19 protein-coding genes are annotated in these 19,857 nt (G+C 29.1%); 18 read left to right on the top strand and 1 reads right to left on the bottom strand.

Annotation, left to right across the window (positions count from 1 at the left end):
• The first annotated feature begins 75 nt into the window (after window positions 1–75).
• The 11 genes from ACWPW7_RS17520 to ACWPW7_RS17470 all read left to right on the top strand — a co-directional run bounded on the left by ACWPW7_RS17520 (window position 76) and on the right by ACWPW7_RS17470 (window position 11,619).
• On the top strand, window positions 76–1,593 hold the full coding sequence (locus ACWPW7_RS17520; RefSeq protein ID WP_454054536.1) for an ABC transporter ATP-binding protein: 1,518 nt from the start codon (window positions 76–78) through the stop codon (window positions 1,591–1,593).
• Window positions 1,586–2,644 (top strand): ABC transporter permease, encoded by a 1,059-nt coding sequence (locus tag ACWPW7_RS17515; protein WP_454054535.1) that lies wholly within the window; start codon window positions 1,586–1,588, stop codon window positions 2,642–2,644. The genes ACWPW7_RS17520 and ACWPW7_RS17515 overlap by 8 nt, the downstream gene beginning before the upstream one ends.
• Before the next feature lie 26 nt (window positions 2,645–2,670).
• Window positions 2,671–3,609 (top strand): ABC transporter permease, encoded by a 939-nt coding sequence (locus tag ACWPW7_RS17510; protein WP_039637469.1) that lies wholly within the window; start codon window positions 2,671–2,673, stop codon window positions 3,607–3,609.
• A 32-nt stretch (window positions 3,610–3,641) separates the two neighbouring features.
• The gene (locus ACWPW7_RS17505) at window positions 3,642–4,907 is read left to right on the top strand and encodes a M20 family metallopeptidase (protein ID WP_454054534.1); all 1,266 of its coding nucleotides are present in this window, start codon (window positions 3,642–3,644) and stop codon (window positions 4,905–4,907) included.
• Between the two features lie 21 nt (window positions 4,908–4,928).
• On the top strand, window positions 4,929–5,675 hold the full coding sequence (locus tag ACWPW7_RS17500) for a glutamine amidotransferase (protein WP_454054533.1): 747 nt from the start codon (window positions 4,929–4,931) through the stop codon (window positions 5,673–5,675).
• Between the two features lie 543 nt (window positions 5,676–6,218).
• Entirely contained in the window at window positions 6,219–7,397 is a 1,179-nt protein-coding gene (locus ACWPW7_RS17495; protein WP_454054532.1) for a M20 metallopeptidase family protein, read from the top strand.
• Window positions 7,398–7,401: 4 nt separating this feature from the next.
• Window positions 7,402–8,400, top strand: a complete 999-nt coding sequence (locus ACWPW7_RS17490) for a LacI family DNA-binding transcriptional regulator (protein ID WP_291566571.1) — start codon at window positions 7,402–7,404, stop codon at window positions 8,398–8,400.
• Window positions 8,401–8,471: 71 nt separating this feature from the next.
• Window positions 8,472–8,684 (top strand): hypothetical protein, encoded by a 213-nt coding sequence (locus ACWPW7_RS17485; RefSeq protein WP_454054531.1) that lies wholly within the window; start codon window positions 8,472–8,474, stop codon window positions 8,682–8,684.
• Between the two features lie 221 nt (window positions 8,685–8,905).
• On the top strand, window positions 8,906–9,478 hold the full coding sequence (locus ACWPW7_RS17480) for a TetR/AcrR family transcriptional regulator (RefSeq protein ID WP_454054530.1): 573 nt from the start codon (window positions 8,906–8,908) through the stop codon (window positions 9,476–9,478).
• Between the two features lie 20 nt (window positions 9,479–9,498).
• Window positions 9,499–10,995, top strand: coding sequence for an MATE family efflux transporter (locus ACWPW7_RS17475; protein WP_454054529.1), 1,497 nt, complete (start codon window positions 9,499–9,501; stop codon window positions 10,993–10,995).
• Window positions 10,996–11,181: 186 nt separating this feature from the next.
• A complete protein-coding gene (locus tag ACWPW7_RS17470) occupies window positions 11,182–11,619 on the top strand; it encodes a hypothetical protein (RefSeq protein WP_291566579.1) in 438 nt (145 codons plus the stop codon).
• A gap of 124 nt (window positions 11,620–11,743) precedes the next feature.
• On the opposite strand, the gene ACWPW7_RS17465 is transcribed toward ACWPW7_RS17470, so the two are convergent.
• Window positions 11,744–12,625 carry a diacylglycerol/lipid kinase family protein gene (locus tag ACWPW7_RS17465; RefSeq protein ID WP_454054528.1) on the bottom strand — a complete coding sequence of 294 codons (882 nt, stop codon included), beginning with the start codon at window positions 12,623–12,625 and terminating at the stop codon, window positions 11,744–11,746.
• 322 nt (window positions 12,626–12,947) lie between these two features.
• Between ACWPW7_RS17465 and ACWPW7_RS17460 the strand changes: the two genes are divergently transcribed.
• From ACWPW7_RS17460 to proC, 7 genes are all read left to right on the top strand, one after another.
• Window positions 12,948–13,106, top strand: coding sequence for a hypothetical protein (locus ACWPW7_RS17460; RefSeq protein ID WP_454054527.1), 159 nt, complete (start codon window positions 12,948–12,950; stop codon window positions 13,104–13,106).
• Window positions 13,107–13,166: 60 nt separating this feature from the next.
• Window positions 13,167–13,319 (top strand): hypothetical protein, encoded by a 153-nt coding sequence (locus ACWPW7_RS17455; protein WP_454054526.1) that lies wholly within the window; start codon window positions 13,167–13,169, stop codon window positions 13,317–13,319.
• Between the two features lie 243 nt (window positions 13,320–13,562).
• Complete coding sequence (locus ACWPW7_RS17450) at window positions 13,563–14,096, top strand: FUSC family protein (RefSeq protein ID WP_291566587.1); 534 nt, start codon at window positions 13,563–13,565, stop codon at window positions 14,094–14,096.
• A 506-nt stretch (window positions 14,097–14,602) separates the two neighbouring features.
• A complete protein-coding gene (locus ACWPW7_RS17445; protein ID WP_291566589.1) occupies window positions 14,603–15,169 on the top strand; it encodes a helix-turn-helix domain-containing protein in 567 nt (188 codons plus the stop codon).
• 5 nt (window positions 15,170–15,174) lie between these two features.
• Complete coding sequence (locus ACWPW7_RS17440) at window positions 15,175–16,077, top strand: trans-4-hydroxy-L-proline dehydratase activase (protein WP_454054525.1); 903 nt, start codon at window positions 15,175–15,177, stop codon at window positions 16,075–16,077.
• A 5-nt stretch (window positions 16,078–16,082) separates the two neighbouring features.
• The gene (hypD, locus tag ACWPW7_RS17435; RefSeq protein ID WP_454054524.1) at window positions 16,083–18,452 is read left to right on the top strand and encodes a trans-4-hydroxy-L-proline dehydratase; all 2,370 of its coding nucleotides are present in this window, start codon (window positions 16,083–16,085) and stop codon (window positions 18,450–18,452) included.
• A gap of 213 nt (window positions 18,453–18,665) precedes the next feature.
• Window positions 18,666–19,484 (top strand): pyrroline-5-carboxylate reductase, encoded by an 819-nt coding sequence (proC, locus tag ACWPW7_RS17430; RefSeq protein WP_454054523.1) that lies wholly within the window; start codon window positions 18,666–18,668, stop codon window positions 19,482–19,484.
• Window positions 19,485–19,857 lie beyond the last annotated feature (373 nt).

Below are 19,857 nucleotides of genomic sequence, written 5' to 3'. Positions count from 1 at the left end.
AATATTAAGAATATACCAAGATTAAAACCTTAATCTTGGTATATTAAATATATTTAGTTAGGTAGGGGAGAGGCTATGTCAAATAAAATTATACAAATGACCAACATAAAAAAGAGCTTTGGAACTGTACAAGCTATTTCTAATGGTTTTTTCGACTTATATGAAGGTGAAATTCATTCTTTAGTAGGTGAAAATGGAGCAGGGAAATCTACTCTATTAAAAATACTTTATGGTATGTACAATTTTGATGAAGGCAAAATGGTGATAAAAGGTAAGGAGTATTCATATTTAACTCCTAAAGAAGCTATAGAATTGGGAATAGGCATGGTTCATCAAGAGTTTATGTTAGTTCAGGACTTAACAGTACTTGAAAATATAATTTTAGGCTTTGAACCAAGCAAAGGCATGAGAATAGACTTAGATGAAGCTAGAAGAAGAATACAAGAATATATAGATCTATATGGAATGGATATACAACTTAATAAAAAGGTTAGAAATATATCTGTAGGAGAAGCACAAAGGGTTGAAATTATAAAAACTCTTTATAGAGGTGCTGAAATATTAATACTAGATGAACCAACAGCTGTACTTACTCCTCAGGAAACAGTTCAATTATTTAAAATATTAAATGCACTTAAGAAAGATGGTAAGTCCGTAATCTTTATATCTCATAAGCTTAAGGAAGTTATGGAAATCAGTGATAGAATATCTGTTATGAGACAAGGAAGCTATTTAAATACATTTTTAAAGAAAGATACTAGTATACCAGAAATAGCAAAAATGATGGTTGGTAGAGATGTATTTTTAAGTGCTAAAGCGAAAACTGGAAAGGTTGGAGATGTAGTTATCGAGTTAAAAGATATCTATGTTCCAGGAGATAGAGAATTATCAAAAATTAGAGGGTTAGATTTAGAGATAAGAGAAGGGGAAGTCCTAGGAATTGCTGGAGTTGACGGAAATGGCCAAACAGAACTTATTGATGCCATTACAGGACTTAGAAAAGTTGAGAAAGGTGAAATAAAATTATTAGGGAAAAATATAACTAATTTATCACCTTTGAAAATTAGACAATCAGGTGTAGCACATATACCAGAGGATAGAAATGTTAGGGGATTAAATAAAGAGTGGAGTATAAAGGACAATTTGATTGCAAATAAATTTTATAAAAGTCCTTTTAGTAAATTTATAAAATTAAATAAAAAAGAAATCGAAAATTATTCTAAGGAATTAATAGATAAATTTGACATTAGACCGAAAGATGGAGAAATACTTACATCTAATTTATCTGGAGGAAATGCACAAAAAGTAATAGTTGCCCGAGAAGTTGATATGGGTGCAAAACTTTTAATAGCAGCACAACCAACAAGAGGAGTAGATATTGGATCTATTGAAGAGATTAGAAAATACTTAGAGGAAGCTAAGAAGAAGAATACAGCTATACTTTTAGTATCTGCAGATCTCGAGGAAATACTTTCTCTTTCAGATAGGATAGCTGTTATGTATGAAGGTAAGATAACAGGAGTGCTTTCTTCAGAAGAGGCTACAGAGGAGAATTTAGGTATCCTTATGATAGGAGGTAAATTAAATGGGTAAAAAATATTATATAAGCTTACTTCTTTCATTACTAACTGCCTTTGCTATAGGAGCGATAATTATAATTTCAATGGGATTTAATCCTATTGAAGGATATATACAACTATTTAAAGGTGCTTTTGTGGGTAACTTTAACTTAGGAGGCACACTTCAAATTTTTGTTCCACTAATGTTAGCAGCATTAGCATTTGCAGTCTCTTCAAAGGTTGGAATATTTAATATAGGAGTTGAAGGAGAATTATATTTAGGTGCAATAGCAGCTGCATGGATAGGTGCATCACTTGTGGGTCTTCCAAAGATTATACACATACCTTTAACACTTGGTTTTTCTGCTATTGTAGGTTCTTTATGGGCCTTTATACCAGGATATCTAAAATCATATTTTAATGTAAATGAAATAACAGCAACTATATTACTAAATTACGTTGCTATTTATATCACTAATTATTTAGTAAATGGAAGTTTATCTGCTCAAGGTGTTGTTGCTAAAACAAAAGACATAGCAGGTAGTGCAAAGTTATCAACAATTTTAAAACCGAGCAAAGCAAATACTGGACTATTTATCGCAATTGGAGTTTTAATATTTGTATATTGGCTAATGTTTCACACTACAGTGGGATATAAACTTAGAAATGTAGGAATTAATAGAAAATTCTCTGAATACATAGGGATTAAAGAGAAAAAGATAATGGTTATTGGAATGATGATAAGTGGAGCAATTGGAGGGCTTGCAGGAGGAATCGAAGTTGCTGGTGTTTATGGATACTTTTTAGGAAACTTTTCTGTAGGAATAGGCTTTGATGGAATGCTTATATCATTAATTGCCAGAAATAATATAAAACTTGTACCATTTATAGCTTTCTTTGTTGCTAGTCTTAAAGCTGGAGCTTTGGGTATGGAAAGATTTACGGGAATACCTAAGTCTTTAATAGATATAATTATTTCAGTATTTATAATACTAGTGGCAATGGAAGGATTATATAGCGGAATCAAATTAAAAAAGAAAAAAGCAAAGATTGAAGATTCTAAAGAAAGTTCAGTTAATGCATAGTGGCAAAGGAGTGAATAAATTTGGAAATGTTATCATCTATATTTGATTTAAGTTTGATTGCTTCTACTATTAGAGCATCTACACCAATATTATACGCTGCTTTAGCCGTTATAATAACTCAACAGGCAGATATATTAAATGTTGGTACTGAAGGAATTATGCTAATGGGAGCTTTCGTAGCAGTATCAGTAAGTTTTTTAACTGGAAGCTGGATTTTAGCTGTAATAGCAGCTATGGTTTCTGGAGTTTTAATGGCACTTATAGTAGGAGTCGCTCACATAAAATTTAAAGGAGAAATTATGGTTGTTGGTATATCTCTTAATATGTTTGCATTAGCAGTGACAAGATTTTTATTAAGAGAGGTATTTGGAGTTGCTGGAAGTTTTTACTCTGATAAAATAGTACCAATACCGAGAGTGCATATACCTTTTTTAGATAATATTCCTGTGTTAAACACATTGTTTAACAACTACTCTTTATTTGAACTTTTAGGACCAGTTTTTGTATTTGCCATATGGTATTTATTATTCAGAACTACTTGGGGACTTAGAATTAGAAGTGTTGGTTTGAATCCTAAGGCAGCAGAAACAGCAGGAATAGATATTTACAAATCAAAATTTCAAGTAATTATAATATCTGGAATATTGGGAGGAATAGCTGGAGCACACTTATCCTTAGGATATTCAAGGATGTTCGTTGAAAATATGACTAATGGAAGAGGATTTATGGGTGTTGCAGCAATGTATTTTGGAGGAGTAAATCCTATATTTGCTTATATAGGGACGTTAATCTTTGGATTTGCAGACTCTATAGGTGCAAGATTACAATCTCATGGATTTCCTTCAGATTTTATACTAATGGTTCCATACATTACAACTGTTGCTATACTTTCAATTTCAATGATTAGAAAATATTTAGTGGAAAAGAAAGCAAAAAGCTCTCTTATTACTATGGATAATAAATAAGAATTTATATAAAGTTATAGGATGTGATAAAAATGAATAATAAGTTAAAAGAAACTCTTATCAATAATAAAGAGCAGTATATAAAACATCTTATGGATTTAATCTCTATAGATACTCAAGTAATAGGTCATGGTATAGATGGAGGAAAAGAAAAAGAAGGACAGTTATATATTAAAAAACTTTTAGAGGAACTTGATGGACAAGTTGTAGTTGAGCAAATGGAAGAAGAAACTATTATTCAAGCTCTTAAAAGCTATAATGAAGGAAATCTTAATCATAACTATGAAGATAGATTTAATTTAATAGGAGATTTTAAAGGAAAAGGGGATAAGACTTTTTTATTTAATGGTCATGTAGATACAATGCCACCAGGAGATATAAGCAAGTGGAAGGTTAATCCTTGGAAGCCAGAAATAATTGATGGAAGACTTTATGGATTAGGTGCTGCTGATATGAAAAGTGGACTTATGGCATCTATAATGGCAGTTAAATTATTAAAAGATGCAGGAATAGAGCTCCCTGTTAATGTAAAGATTCTTTCAGTAGTAGATGAAGAAGGTGGAGGAAATGGAACTATTCATGCTGTTACAAAAGGTGTAAAAGCTGATGGGGCAGTAATTTGCGAACCTTCAGATAACAAAATAATAAATGCTCATATGGGATTTATATTCTTTGAAGTAGAGGTTAGTGGAATAGCTCTACATAGCGGTAAGAAATGGGAAGGTGTTAATGCCATTGAAAAAGCGATTAAACTTATAAATGCACTAAATGAATTAGAGCATCAATGGCTGATGAGATATAAGCATAAAGTACTTCCTGCTCCAACAATAAATGTAGGAGTGATTAATGGAGGTACAGCAGGATCTACAGTACCTGATAATTGTAAGTTTAAAATGTGTATTCATTATTTACCAGAAGTAATGAGTTATGAAATGGTTAAAAATGATGTTATTAATACCTTAAATCTGTGTGCTAATGGGGATAGTTATCTTAAAGATAATCCACCGATATATAATATATATCAAGCTGGAGGAGCTTTTGAGATGGATGAAAATCATAGCTTTGTATCTAAAGTTAAAGAAGCATATAGTGAAGCTACTGATACCACATCAATAGTAGATGGAAGCTGTGCAGGTAATGATGCTAGACTTTTAAAGAATATAGCAAATATACCTACAGTTATATTAGGACCAGGAGCACTAGAGCAATGTCATACTATTAATGAATATGTAAAAGTAGAAGAGTATTTAAATCATATTCTTATATACGCTAATTTAATATTAAATTTTGATAGATAATTTTTAAGGAGGACTTTAAAGATGAGTAAAATATTAATTGCTGGGGAATCATGGATGAGCCATACTATACATGTAAAGGGATTTGACAGCTTTACAACTTCAGTTTATGAAGAAGGTGTTGAGTATATAAAAAAAGCGTTAGAAGAAGGTGGATATGAAGTAGACTTTCTACCAAACCATTTAGCAGCAGATAAATTTCCGACAACTTTAGAAGAGCTAAATCAATATGAAGCTGTTATATTATCTGATATAGGATCAAATACTCTATTATTACCTAAATCAGTATTTACACAAGGAAAGAAATTACCAAACAGATTAGAACTTGTAAAAGAATATGTTGAAAAAGGTGGATCTTTCTTAATGGTAGGAGGATACATGTCTTTCACTGGAATAGATGCAAAAACTAGATATGGTGAAACTGCTGTAAAGGACATATTACCAATAAAAATGTTAGATACAGATGATAGAGTAGAGGCACCTCAAGGATTCCATCCACAAGTTGTTAAAGAACATGAAATATTAAATGGAATACCAAAAGAATGGCCACATTTCTTAGGATATAATAAAACAATAGCACTAGAAGACAGAGGAGAACACTTAGTAACAATAGATGGAGATCCATTCATATCTGTTATGGAATGTGGAAAAGGTAGAACGGCTATCTTTACTTCTGATTGTGCTCCACACTGGGGCCCAGTAGAGTTCCTAAATTGGGAATACTACAATAAACTTTGGATAAATATCTTAAATTGGATGACAAGAAAGTAAGACTTAGTTAAAGACAATTAGTTCCTAATATTACACTAAATTATTGAAGGTGGTGTCTAGGTATTTACTTATCTAGACACCCCTACAATAAAATCTCATTAATAAAATATTTGATATTTGGCTATGTTTTAAATCATTGAAAATTTAGATTACTCTATGCTAACTGTTGTAATTAATTGAGAATTAAAATGAAGGTTTAAAGAGATTAATAACTTTATATTATCTATTAATTCTTAATGCTATAAACTAATCATAGTTGTATTTTGAAATCAATAATATTTTAAATCATCACCAATTATTTAAGCTAAGAGTAATTCTTCTATATGGTCTATAGAAGATTTTTTCTTCCTTAAAGGGTACGTTAAATTTAAATTTATTTAGAGCTTATCAATAAAAACAATTACAATTTTTATATAATTTATAATCAACAGACATGGTTGAATTAATTGAATAAGATATGTATTATCAATTGAAAAATCGTGGTCTTGTCACGATTTTGTTTTTTATCTCTAAAAAATTTTAGATTAGAAGAGGGGATTATTAATGATTTTTAATATAAATAAAGAAAAAATAGAGGAAAGAATAATAAAACATAGAAGATATTTACATACAATACCTGAAGTAGGATTAGTGTTGCCTAAGACTATAGAATACTTGAAAAATCAGCTAGAGGAATTAAATATAGAATTTGAAGAACTCAAAGAAGTTTCAGGAATTGTTGCGACTATAGGTGGAAAAAAAGAAGGAAAAGTAATAGGCATAAGGGCAGATATGGATGCTCTTCCTATTTTAGAAGAAACTAATTTAGAATTTGCTTCAACAAATGGCTCAATGCATGCTTGCGGTCATGATGGACATATGTCGATCTTACTAGCTATAGGAGAGGTTCTAAAAGAAAATGACAAAGAATTAAAGGGTACAGTAAAACTAATTTTCCAACCTGGAGAGGAAGGACATGGTGGAGCAGAAAAAATGCTTCAGGAAGGCGTAATTGAAAAACACAATATCCAATATATAGTTTCTCATCATATAGGCTCAATTTTTGAAGAGGTTGATAATGGGCAATTAGCAGTAGGGTATGGAGTGATTATGTCTTGTTTAGATAAATTTTCTTTAGTTATTCATGGAAAAGGCGGACATGGAGGAGTGCCTCATAAATCTATAGATCCTATCACTATGACAGCTCAAATAATTCAAAGTATTCAATGTATTGTAAGTAGGGAAATTGATACTAATGAGAATGGAGTAATATCTATAGGTAAAATTCAAGCAGGATCAGCACACAACATAATACCTGAGAAGGTAGAGTTAGAAGGGACAGTTAGGACTACTAGTGAAGAAGTTCGTAACTATATCAGTAGAAGAATAGGAGAAATAGCTAAAGGAATTACTTTAGCTATGAATGGGAGATATGATTATAACTATCATTTCGGATATCCTATGGTAGAAAATAATAAAGATTTAGTAAGCAAACTAATTGAATCAAGCAAAAAAGTTATTTCTGATGAGGAATTAGTAATACTTAAAAAGCCAACAATGATAGGGGAGGATATTTCCTATTTTTTAAACAAAATTCCAGGAGTATATTTCTTCTTAGGAAGCAAAAAAGCAGTAGAAGGTGAGTTTTATCCTCATCATCATTGTAAATTTGATATAGACGAAAAAGAGTTATACAAAGGTGTGCTAGTTACTGTACAAATGATATTAGATATGATGGAGTGATTTTATGAAGGTGACTATAAAAGATGTAGCAAAGAAAGCTAATGTTTCAATTACTACAGTTTCAAGGGTAATAAATAAAATAGAAGGATATACTAATGAAGAAACAAAAAAGAGAATATTAAAGGTTATAGAAGAATTAGATTATAAACCTAATGCACTAGCAAGAAGTTTAGTTACTAAAAGAACAAAGACTATAGGTTTAATACTTCCTGATATATCAAATCCATTTTTCCCAAGTATAGCTAAGAGCGTAGAGGATTTGGTAAATGAATTAGGATATAACCTTATATTATGTAATAGTTATGATGACACAGAAAAGGAAGCTAATTATATAAATGTACTAAAAGAAAAATGTGTAGATGGAATTTTGCTTAGTTCTAAGCAAACTAAGGATAAATATGACATTTATAAAGATGATGTGCCTATGGTTTTTATAGATAGAAAACCTGAGGTGGAAATAAAATATGGAGTTTTTGTAGATAACTATAAAGGTGCTTACAATGCTACAAAACACCTAATTGATTTAGGTCATAGATCTATAGCCTGTATAACAGGTCCTAAAAATATTAATACCACTATTGAAAGATTAAGAGGATATAAAGATGCACTGATAGATAATCATATAGAATGTGATGAAACTATTATTAAATCTAATGATTATGCTATTGAAGGAGGATATGAGGCTGCAAAAGATTTGATTAAGAATCATAATATAACAGCTATATTCACCCATGATGATTTGATGGCATGTGGAGTTTATAAAGCGGCAAAGGAATTAAGTTACAAAATACCAGATGATATTTCAGTAGTGGGTTTTGATGATATAACTTTAGTTGAATTCTTAGATCCTCCGCTTACTACTATAAAACAACCTACAGAAGATATCGGCAAAGTATCCGTAGAAATATTAATGGATCTGATTGAAAATAATAAAATACAAGGAAAAATAATAAGTCTTGATACAGAATTGATCATAAGGGAAAGTACAAAAAATATTAAATAGGGAATGTTATTTAAGTATAAGATTGTCCAAATGTTGTCAATAATTTTAATAATATATTATTGAAATAGTTATTGAAAGAGAGTGAAAAAATGGACAACAATCCTTATGTAGAAAATCAGTTTAGAAAATTTATAAAAAAATCTTTATTTTGTAAATATCAAATGTTAGATTTTCCATCTTCTTTTAACTTTAAAGATGAATATGCAATTTATTGTAATCTCAACTATGAGATATGCTTTGCAATTAAACCTTGTAATGAAGAAGATGCCATAGAAGATGTTTAAGAGAAACCATGCTAATTAGCATGGTTTTATTTTTTATAAAGATAATATTATGAGTTTTTTTATTATATAGCTTTTATTTTAACTATGGTAAAATTATTATAGTATTAAATTAAAAAGATAGATTAATAAATAATATCTTTAGAAGTTGACTAAATTTAAATAAAATCATATAATGAATTAGAGTTCATTAAAGATGAATCGTAGTTCATAAAGGAGAAGTTATGCCAAAAATTATTAAAAATCTAGATGAAAAAATCAAAAAAAACGCTCTAAAATTATTTTCAGAACATGGCTATGATGAAGTTGACGTTAAATTAATTGCAAAGGAGTGTGGTATGGCGGTAGGTACGTTTTATAATTATTATAAGAGTAAAAAAGAACTTTTTATGGATATACTTGAAAACTCATGGGAATACACTTTTCAGGAATTAAGCGAAGTAAGTGAATTAAATATTCCTGCAAAAGAAAAAATTAAAAAAGAAATTGAAATATTATATACAGGAATTGAACAAAGACGAGGATTAGGATATTATGTGCATCAGCGGTATACTTTTAATCAAGAAAAAACCGAAGATCTTGGGGATTTTAATCAAAGAATAATATCAAGATTAAAATTGATGTTTAAACCTTTTGAAAAGGTAGAATCATTAAGAGGTATAGATGATGCAGATGAAAGGTTAGCACAAACATTACTTCTTCAAATTACAATGAATTTGTCTGTAAGAAAAGAGAAAAAAGAAGAAAATCTTAAATTTATTGAAGAATTAATTTTAGGGCTACTAGTTACAGATTAATATTTTTAGGAGGACAATACATGGAAAATAAAATAGATGCTAGGGCAGAACGGGCAAGGCTTATGGGTGAAGGTGAAATGAAGTCTGTTCTACTTAAGCTTGCTATACCTGCTATTATTGCCATGCTTATAAGTGCTATATATAACATGGCAGATACATTTTTCGTAGGAATGTTAAATGATACTGCAGCTATAGGGGCCATATCAGTAGCTTTTCCACTATTTATGGTAGTTAGTGCTGTAGGTCAAGCAATAGGAGTAGGTTCCTCATCTTACATTTCAAGGTGTTTAGGAGAAAATAAAAAGGATAGAGCTGACAAAACTGCAACAGTTGCATTTTTTACTGCTATTGGTGCAGGACTAGCAGTAATGGTTTTACTTTATATATTTGTAAAACCAGCCTTAAGATTAGTAGGAGCTTCTGAGACAATAATGCCTTATGCTATAAGTTATACTAAAATATTAGCTATCGGTGCAGTATTTACTATTACAAATATGACTTTGAATAATATTATAAGAGCGGAAGGTAATTCTAAGTATTCTATGTTTGCAATAATACTTGGAGCAGTTTTAAATATAATATTAGATCCAATATTTATTTTAACATTTAAAATGGGTGTAGTAGGTGCAGCTGTGGCAACGGTTATAGGTCAAGGTGTTTCTACTATATTTTTAGTGTCATATTTTTATAGAAAAAAAAGCTTTGTAAAAATTAGCAGAAAAGATTTTTCTTTTGATAAAAAAATATATTCTGAAATGCTAAAAATAGGTATTCCAACATTTATAATGCAATTTTTAAATTCTTTTGTAATGGGTCTTATTAATAATACTGCGATGCCTTATGGTGATGAAGCTGTTGCAGCGGTAGGAATTGTTTTAAGAGTGAATTCAATGATTACCTATGTTCTTATGGGATATATTCAAGGATTTCAGCCAGTAGCTGGATATAATTATGGCGCTGAAAAATATAAAAGGGTTAAAGATGCTATTAGGATATCTGTAATATGGTCTACTATATTTTGTTTAGTAACTACAGTAGTAATATGGATGTTTGCAAGTCCAATTGTATCAATGTTTAGCACTAGTGAAAATGTAATAAAAATAGGTGCTAATACAATTATAGCTTTAGGAGTGTTAAGACCATTCCTTGGTTATCAGATGATTTACACTGGATTATTCCAAGCATTAGGTAAGAGTAAAGAAGCAGCACTATTATCAGTAGCTCGTCAAGGGTTATTTTTTATTCCAGCCTTATTACTATTACCGAGTGCTTTTGAAAGTGGAAATTCATTCTTTACATCTTTAACAAATATATTACCATATAAAATGGATTTAGGTCTTTATGCAATAGGATTTAGTCAATCCTTAGCAGATGGGTTAACAGTATTAGTTACTTTGTTATTAGGAAGTAGGGTAAAGAAAGAATTTAAGGTTGTTAGCAAAACATCTATAGAGAATGAAAATGAGTTACATCTCCAATTAGCAGTAGAAAAAGATGAAAAAGAAATTAATATATAATAAAAGGTACTAGGAATAACCTAGTGCTTTTTGATTTAAATTAATAATATAGTTTATATAGAATAGAAATTGTGGATTAGAATAATTTTTATAAGATTTAAGATGGTTATATGTAATAAAATATAGATATATGTTAATAGTTATAAATATAAGATATGTGAAACAAAAATAAAGGAATGAAGAATAATGTTAGTTAAATATAGTGAGATAATGGAGTGTTTTAAAAAATATATAGGTGATATTTCTACTATAAATACCTATTATATTGAAAATATCCCTATGAAGAAATTAAATAATGCCATTAGTTCTTATGGCAAAGGTGTGCAAAAAGAAAATGTATTAGCACTATTAGATATTACAATTTTAGGTACTGGAAAAGAAGGTTTTTTGTTTGCTACTGAGGGGATTTATTTTAAAGAAAGTTTTAATGAAGCTAATTATATAAGCTTTAAAGAAATAGATTTTATAAGTATTATAGATAATGGCAAAGATTGCAATTCTATTCTCCATATAATGATGAAGAATAACAAAATTATTACTATAACCTCAACTATTTTAAATAAAACTCCTCTAAAAAAATTTTTACAACAGGTTATTGAAATTTTAAGTAATAATACGAAATAATCTTTATTTTATATAATTGAGAATGGATAGAGTTTAGAAATATATAATATGGAGATTACTTAGATTAATAAGTATCTATTAATCTAAGTCGTAAATTTTAAAAGCGCGACTTTTAGTCACGCTTTTAAAACGGTATAACAACCTTCATGCCATTTTCAATTAATTCAAACTCTGCTTGAGTTTGTCTAAAGAGTTCGCCATCAGCGTTGAGGATAAACTCTCTATCACCTTCAACTATTATTTTTTTACCAGAGTAATAAGTTACCTCTTCTATACCTTCAAGTTCACCTTTTAGAGCTTTGGGAATGGATTTAAGTAGAGTAAATAATCCTGGCCTTCTTATAACACAAATATCCAATAAACCATCTTTCATATCAGCTTTAGGTGCTATCATAACTCCTCCACCATAGCATTTTCCATTACATGCAGCTAATAAAAATGTTGACTCTTTTATAGATCGCTCTCCGATTTTAATAGTCATATTTATAGATTTAAAGTTAAAGGCAGTATAAATTACACTTAATATATAAGCAAAGGAACTAGGAATAAATCTTCTATTTTTAAACATTCTAGCATTATAGACAACCTCAGCATCAAAACCTACAGAAGCTATATTAATAAAATATCTATCATTTGATTTAGCGAGGTCAATATAATGTTCTTGTCCACTTATTAGAGAATCTAAAACATCTTCAATTTCTTTATCTTTATATAATGTTCTTACAAAGTCATTACCTGTACCTGTAGGGATGACACAAAGAACACTATCACTTCCGATTAAACCATTTAAAACTTCATTAATGGTACCATCTCCACCAACTGCAAAAACTCTATAGGTGTCCTTTGAAGTATACTCTTTAGCTATTTCTATAGCATGATCTTTATACTTAGTGATTTCTATAATATACTCTTCATGTAAATCATCGAAGTAATTTTTAATTTTATCTATATATTCTAAAGAACGCCCTTTCCCTGCAACTGGATTAATTATAAATAAGTTTTTCATGATGTCCCCCTAATTTTTTATTTATAATTTATTTTAACCTAAATCGACAGGAGATACAATTTTTCATACTATTTTAAAGAATGATACTTTAATAAATTATAAGGCTTTAAGTAAAGTTTTAACAAGAGCTCTTTGTTCTTCACTTTTAATTTTAAATTTATAAATAAAATTTTTATCATGGAGATTAAAATAATTTATAGATTGAATTTTTACTAAAGGATACCATGCTAATTTAAGTGGCATTTTTCTTTTTAATAGTAAATTAAGATTTTAGAAATACTAAATATAATAAGGAGAGAGAAGAAGAGTTATAGGCTATTGGATGCCTAAAGAGGTATATAATATAGCTAGGAAAAAAGCTAGGGAACTTTTAAAAATACATGTGAGTTTAATGGAAATCATGGATATTACACGACTTTCAGAAAAAGATATACTTGAAGAAGAGAAGAGATTAAGGTACAAGTATTACATTGATTCTTAGGAATATTTTACTATACATAAAGAAATAATAAGAATAAAAAGTAGATGGGAGTGTTTTTCTATGGCTAAAAAGGCGGATAAAGGTATGCATGAAAAAGCTATGAAAAAGGCTAGAAACCTTTTAGAACAAAGTGTAGGAATTACTGAAATTATGGATATCACTGGGCTATCAGAGGAAGATATATTAAAAGAACAACAAAAAATGAGAAGATAAAGAGGCACCTGTAAAAAGGTGCCTTTTAAAATGAAATTAATATTTGAAGATTTGTTTAAAAGAAAAAATATTATTCGATAATTATTTTATGAAGAATTTTAAATAACCCATTATAAAAAAATATGGTATTATAAAATTAATTACGATTTTTAAATTTAGTATAAAGGATGTGAAATAAAATAAGATAGCATATGGATAGGTATTTTTCAAGATTTCTAAGACTGTTTTTAAGGAGAATTATTGATGAAAAGAATTGGCATGAGAAATATTAAGACAGCATTATCTGTAGGAATATGTATAATTCTTTTAAGAATATTAAGGTTTGATTCGCCTTTTTATGCTTGTATTGCAGCAGTTATAACAATGCAAACCACTGTTGAAAATTCTTTTCAAACTGGAAAGAATAGATTGATAGGAACAACCATTGGAGCTATTATAGGTATTATATTTTCTTATATTGCACCTCACAGTAGCATATTAACAGTAATAGGAGTGAGCTTAATTATATATATTACAAACATTCTTCATGAAAATAAATCTGCTAATATTGCTTGTGTAGTATTTTTAGCTATAATGATAAATCTTAAAACTACATCACCACTTCAATATGGGATTAATAGATTTATTGAAACTGCTATAGGCATTATAGTAGCTGTAATTGTTAACAGATATATTTGTCCTTACAATATAATTAAAGATGAAAACATAGAGAAGCTGCATAATGAAAATACTAAAATCATAAAGAATTACCCAGAAGAAGATGAAGATGCTAAATAAAATTAAAATTTTTAGATATTATTAATTATACTGAACTTTTTATAATATATTAAAAAATCTATCAAAAAATTATTAAAATTCAATTTAATATAAGATTTTTATTCATATAGGTGTTATAATATTTACATAAATAACATCTAATTATGCTTAAGATTGAGTTAATATATTTAATTTGTTAAAAATATAAGCTGCAGAATTTAGTTTATATGCATTAAAGTATAAAAATATGCTACTTTTAGTAAATATATAGTATATTTTAAAATACTATAATAATTCAAGGATTATGTTTTTACATAATCCTTGTTTAAATTATGGTAATATTTTAAAGAATTATTAATATACATTTAAAAAGTAGACTTTAAAGAGTGATTTGTTCATTATAATAAAAAATATAGTAAAAAATTTCACAAAACTATAGACAAGTTAATTTACTTAGAGTATATTGATAATTAAGAATAGTGTTAAAAAACAAACAATTCCTGTAGCGATAATAAAGAGGTGCGAAGTTGAAAAAGGATATTGGAAACAAAATAAAAGAATTGAGAGCAAACAAAAAGATGACACTAAGGGAATTAAGTGAAGGTACAGGTCTTTCTATTGGCTTTTTATCACAGCTTGAAAGGGGACTTACCAGTATTGCTACGGATTCATTAATGAAAATTGCAGAGGCTTTAGATGTAGATTTAAATTACTTTTTTTCAAGTCCAAAACGCAAAACAAGGATGATATTAAGAAGTTATGAAAAAGAGGTTTTTAAAATTGATAACAGTATGTTTATAAATTACAACTTAACTACTGATGGTCATGATAAAGAACTTTTACCAAGATTAATAGAAGTACTTCCAAATAATACAGATGAAAGTTTAAGTCAATATAAACATGAAGGAGAAGAGTTTGTATATGTATTAGAAGGAACATTAACTTTATTTATAAATAATGAACAATATGACTTATATCCAGGAGATAGTGCTCATTACAGTTCAGCAATTATGCATAATTATGCTAACTATACAAATAAGATGGTGAGAATTTTGGAAGTAAGTACTCCAAATCATTTTAAAGACAAGGAGTGATGTTATTGAAGAGTGCCTTAATAACGAATATACAAAAGTGTTCGGTACACGATGGTCCTGGAATACGGACTACCGTGTTTTTTAAGGGGTGCCCATTAACTTGCTTATGGTGCCATAATCCTGAAACGCAAAAATATACAAAAGATATTATGTATAATAATGAAAAATGTTCACTTTGTGGGCAATGTGAGGAGAAATGTCCTAATCAGGCTATTTCAATTAATGAAAAAATAGTATCTACAAATTTAGAAAAGTGTGACTTTTGCGAAAAATGTATGGACTTTTGTGTAAATAATGCTAGAGAAATTATAGGCAAAGAATATACAGTGGAAGAATTAATTAAAGAAATAGATAAAGATAAGATTTTTTATGAGGAATCCGGTGGTGGAGTTACTTTATCTGGAGGAGAAGTGATGATGCAAATTGATTTTGTAGAAGCTCTTGTTAAAAGATGTAGAGATAAAGGGATATCTGTAGCCATTGATACCTGTGGTTATACAAATTTTGAGAATTATAAAAGAATATTAGATTATGTAGATATATTTTTGTATGACTTAAAATTAATTAATTCACAAAGGCATGAGGAGTTTATTGGAAAACCAAATAAGCTTATAATAGAGAATTTACAAAAGCTTTGTGAATATGGAGCGAAGATCAATATAAGAATACCACTTATTGAAAGGATTAATACCGATGATGATAATATTAATGAAACAATAAAATTTCTCCAAAACTTAAATATTAAAGAAGTAAATTTATTACCATACCATGATATTGGCATGTACAAATATACAAAGCTTAATATGTTTTATAAACAGGATCACATATCAAAACCTAGTGAGAAAAAAGTTGAAGAAATTAAAGAGGTTTTTGAAAAGTATAATTATCATGTTAAAATTGGAGGTTAAATATTATGGAAAGAGGTATAAATGAAAGGGTTAAGAAATTAAGAAAACAAAGTACAACTATAGCTCCACATATTTCTATTGAAAGGGCTAAATTATTTACAGAAGCTTATAAAAAATATGAAGGTTCAGTTGAAACACCTATTTTAAGAGCATTAGCTTTTAAGTATTTTATGGAAAACAGAGAACTTTGTATAAATGAAGATGAATTAATAGTAGGGGAGAAAGGTCAAGGAGCTCAAAGTGCACCAACATTTCCAGAACTTTGTTGTCATACCATGGAAGATTTAGAAGTTATGAATTCGAGAGATAAAATATCTTTTAAAGTTAATGATGAAGTTAGAAAGACACAAGAAGAATTAATTATTCCATATTGGTGTAATCGTTCAATAAGAGAAAAAATATTAACTAATATGACAGAAGACTGGAAGGCTTGTTATGAAGGTGGTTTATTTACAGAGTTTATGGAGCAGAGGGCACCGGGGCATACCGTTGCTGATGGAAAGATATATAAAAAAGGATTTTTAGATTTTAAAGTAGATATAAGAAAATCTATTGAAAATATAGATTATAAAAATGATAAAAAAGCATTTGACAAGAAAGTAGAGCTTGAAGCTATGGCTATCTGTTGCGATGCTATAATTATATATGGAAAGAGATATGCTAAATATGCAAGGGAACTTGCTAATAAAGAGACTGATGAAAAGAGAAGGTTGGATTTATTAACAATTGCAGAGAATTGTGATGTAGTTCCAGCCCATGCACCAAAAAGTTATCATCAAGCATTGCAAATGTATTGGTTTGTTCATGTTGGTGTAACTACTGAACTTAATATTTGGGATGCATTTTCTCCAGGAAGATTGGATCAACACATATATCCATTTTATGAAAAAGAATTAGAAGAGGGAAAAATAACTTCCGAAAGAGCAAAAGAGTTATTAGAGTGTTTTTGGATTAAGTTTAATAATCAACCGGCACCACCAAAGGTTGGAATAACGCTAAAAGAAAGTAGTACCTATACAGATTTTGTTAATATTAATACTGGTGGAATTACGGAAGAAGGATATGATGGAGTTAATGATATAAGCTATCTAATTTTAGATACTATGGATGAGATGAAGTTATTGCAACCAAGCTCAAATGTTCAAATTAGCAAAAAGACCCCTAGTAAGTTTTTAAAAAGGGCTTGTGAAATATCAAGAAAAGGATGGGGACAGCCTGCTTTCTATAATACTGAAGCAATAGTTCAAGAACTTATGGAAATGGGAAAATCAATTGAAGATGCTAGGCAAGGTGGATCAAGTGGTTGTGTTGAAACAGGAGCTTTCGGAAAAGAATCTTACAATTTAACTGGATATTTAAATATACCTAAAATTCTTCAATTAACATTATATAATGGCTTTGACAAAATATCCGGTAAACAAATTGGATTAGAACTTGGATATGCTGAAGATTTTAAAACCTTTGATGAACTATTTGAAGCTTTTAAAAAGCAATTGCATTACATTGTTGATATAAAAGTTCAAGGAAGTAATGTAATTGAAGCTATATATGCAAAACACATGCCTTCACCATTTTTATCAATAATAGTTGATGATTGTATATCAAAAGGCATGGATTACAATGGTGGTGGAGCTAGGTACAATACAAGTTATATTCAAGGAGTTGGAATAGGAACAGTTACTGATTGTTTAACTTCAATAAAATATAATGTATATGATAAAAAAAGAATTGACATGAAAGAGCTTATTAAAGCTATGGATAACAATTTTGATGGATATGAAGCTATTCACAATATAGTTTTAAATAAAACTCCTAAATATGGCAATGATGATGAATATGCTGATAGTATAATGAAAGATATATTTATATCCTTTTATAAAGAGGTAACAGGAAGACCAAATGTTAAAGGTGGAGTTTATAGAATAAATATGCTTCCTACAACCTGTCATGTTTACTTTGGAGAAGTAATGGGAGCTAGCTCAAATGGAAGACTTAAATTTAAACCTCTTTCAGAGGGTATTTCACCAGAAAAAGGTGCTGATAGAAATGGACCAACAGCTGTTATAAAGTCAGCAGCTAAAATGGACCATTTAAAAACTGGAGGAACATTATTAAATCAAAAGTTTACGCCATCTGTTGTCAGTGGAAATGAAGGTCTTGAAAATATGTCTTCGCTAATTAGAGCTTATTTTAATATGGATGGACATCATATTCAATTTAACGTTATAGATAGAAAAACTTTAATAAATGCTCAAAATAATCCTGAGGAGTATAAAGATCTTATTGTTAGGGTTGCTGGTTATAGTGATCACTTCCATAATTTAAGTAAGGCACTCCAAGATGAAATTATTGAAAGAACAGAGCAAAATTTTTAGTGAAAGTTTAAAACAATTTATGAAAACAATTAGGGAGTATTATTTAGAAATAAATTTATTTATAGCAGTAATTCTACTATGAAGATATACCTTTCGGGAATAGCAGAGTAGTCTTTATTTCCGAAAGGTGAATTATTATATTATAATTTAATAACAATATCTATTATAAGACCTAATTTATAAATCATCTAGATATGAAAGCGAGGACTAATTATGAATAAGATAATTGGATTTATTGGCGCAGGAAATATGGGAAAAGCTATGATTGGTGGAATAATTAAGTCAAAGCTTGTAGAGCCAATGAAGGTTATAATTTCTGATTTAGATCAGAAAAAATTAGATACTATACATAATGAATTTGGAGTTTTAACTACCACGGACTCTAAGGAAGTAGCAAAAAAAGCGGATATAATTGTTTTAGCAGTTAAGCCAAATATTTATGATATAGTGATGAAATCTATAAAAGAGGATATCACTAAAGAAAAATTGATAGTAACTATAGCAGCAGGTAAAGCTATAGCAGATATAGAGGGAATTTTAGGTGAAGATACTAAAATTGTTAGAACTATGCCAAATACCCCAGCTCTAGTTAATGAGGGAATGTCAGTATTATGTGCTAATAAAAATACTACAGAAGAAGAATTAAAAGAAGTTAAGAGCATATTTGATAGCTTTGGAGAATCAGAAATACTTCCAGAGTATTTAATAGATGCGGTTATAGGTGTTAGTGGTTCAGCACCAGCTTATGTTTTTATGTTTATAGAAGCTATGGCTGATGGAGCAGTTATAGGTGGAATGCCAAGAGATAAGGCTTATAAGTTTGCAGCACAAGCAGTTTTGGGATCAGCGAAGATGGTTTTAGAAACAGGAAAACACCCAGGAGAGCTTAAAGATATGGTTTGTTCCCCAGGAGGAACAACTATAGAAGCAGTTAGAACTTTAGAGTCAAAAGGGCTAAGAACAGCAGTGATAGAAGCAATTGTTGATTGTATGAACAAATCTAAAGAAATGACTAAAAATCTTAATTATTAATCCTTAATTTTTAAGAAGTTAAGTTATTTTTCTAGAAAATCTATTTTTTAGAATATATTTTGAGTTTTTACGTTATATCCCTATAATTTAGATATACTAGTTCTAAAATTAATATATATGTGAAAATAATTGGTGCTTTTTAGTATTATAATTGAAACTATTGAATTCACAATTGTAGATATTTCTCAGCAGAAGATGAGAAATTTAAAATTAATTATTTTTGAAGTGATATAGTGACTTTTTATAAAAAAATAGTAACTGTAGTTTCTCTGTAGTATTAGTTAAGTTTACTAGTGTTATTCCTAGCTATACTGCACCTCAGGGGAACCCTAAAGGGTTTTACTACTGTTCCCTAGAGATGGAAAAATTAGCA

The sequence above is a fragment of the Clostridium sp. Marseille-Q7071 genome (assembly GCF_965112025.1).
Note: the sequence above shows the minus strand (reverse complement) of the source record. Positions and strands in the feature narration are given on the sequence as shown.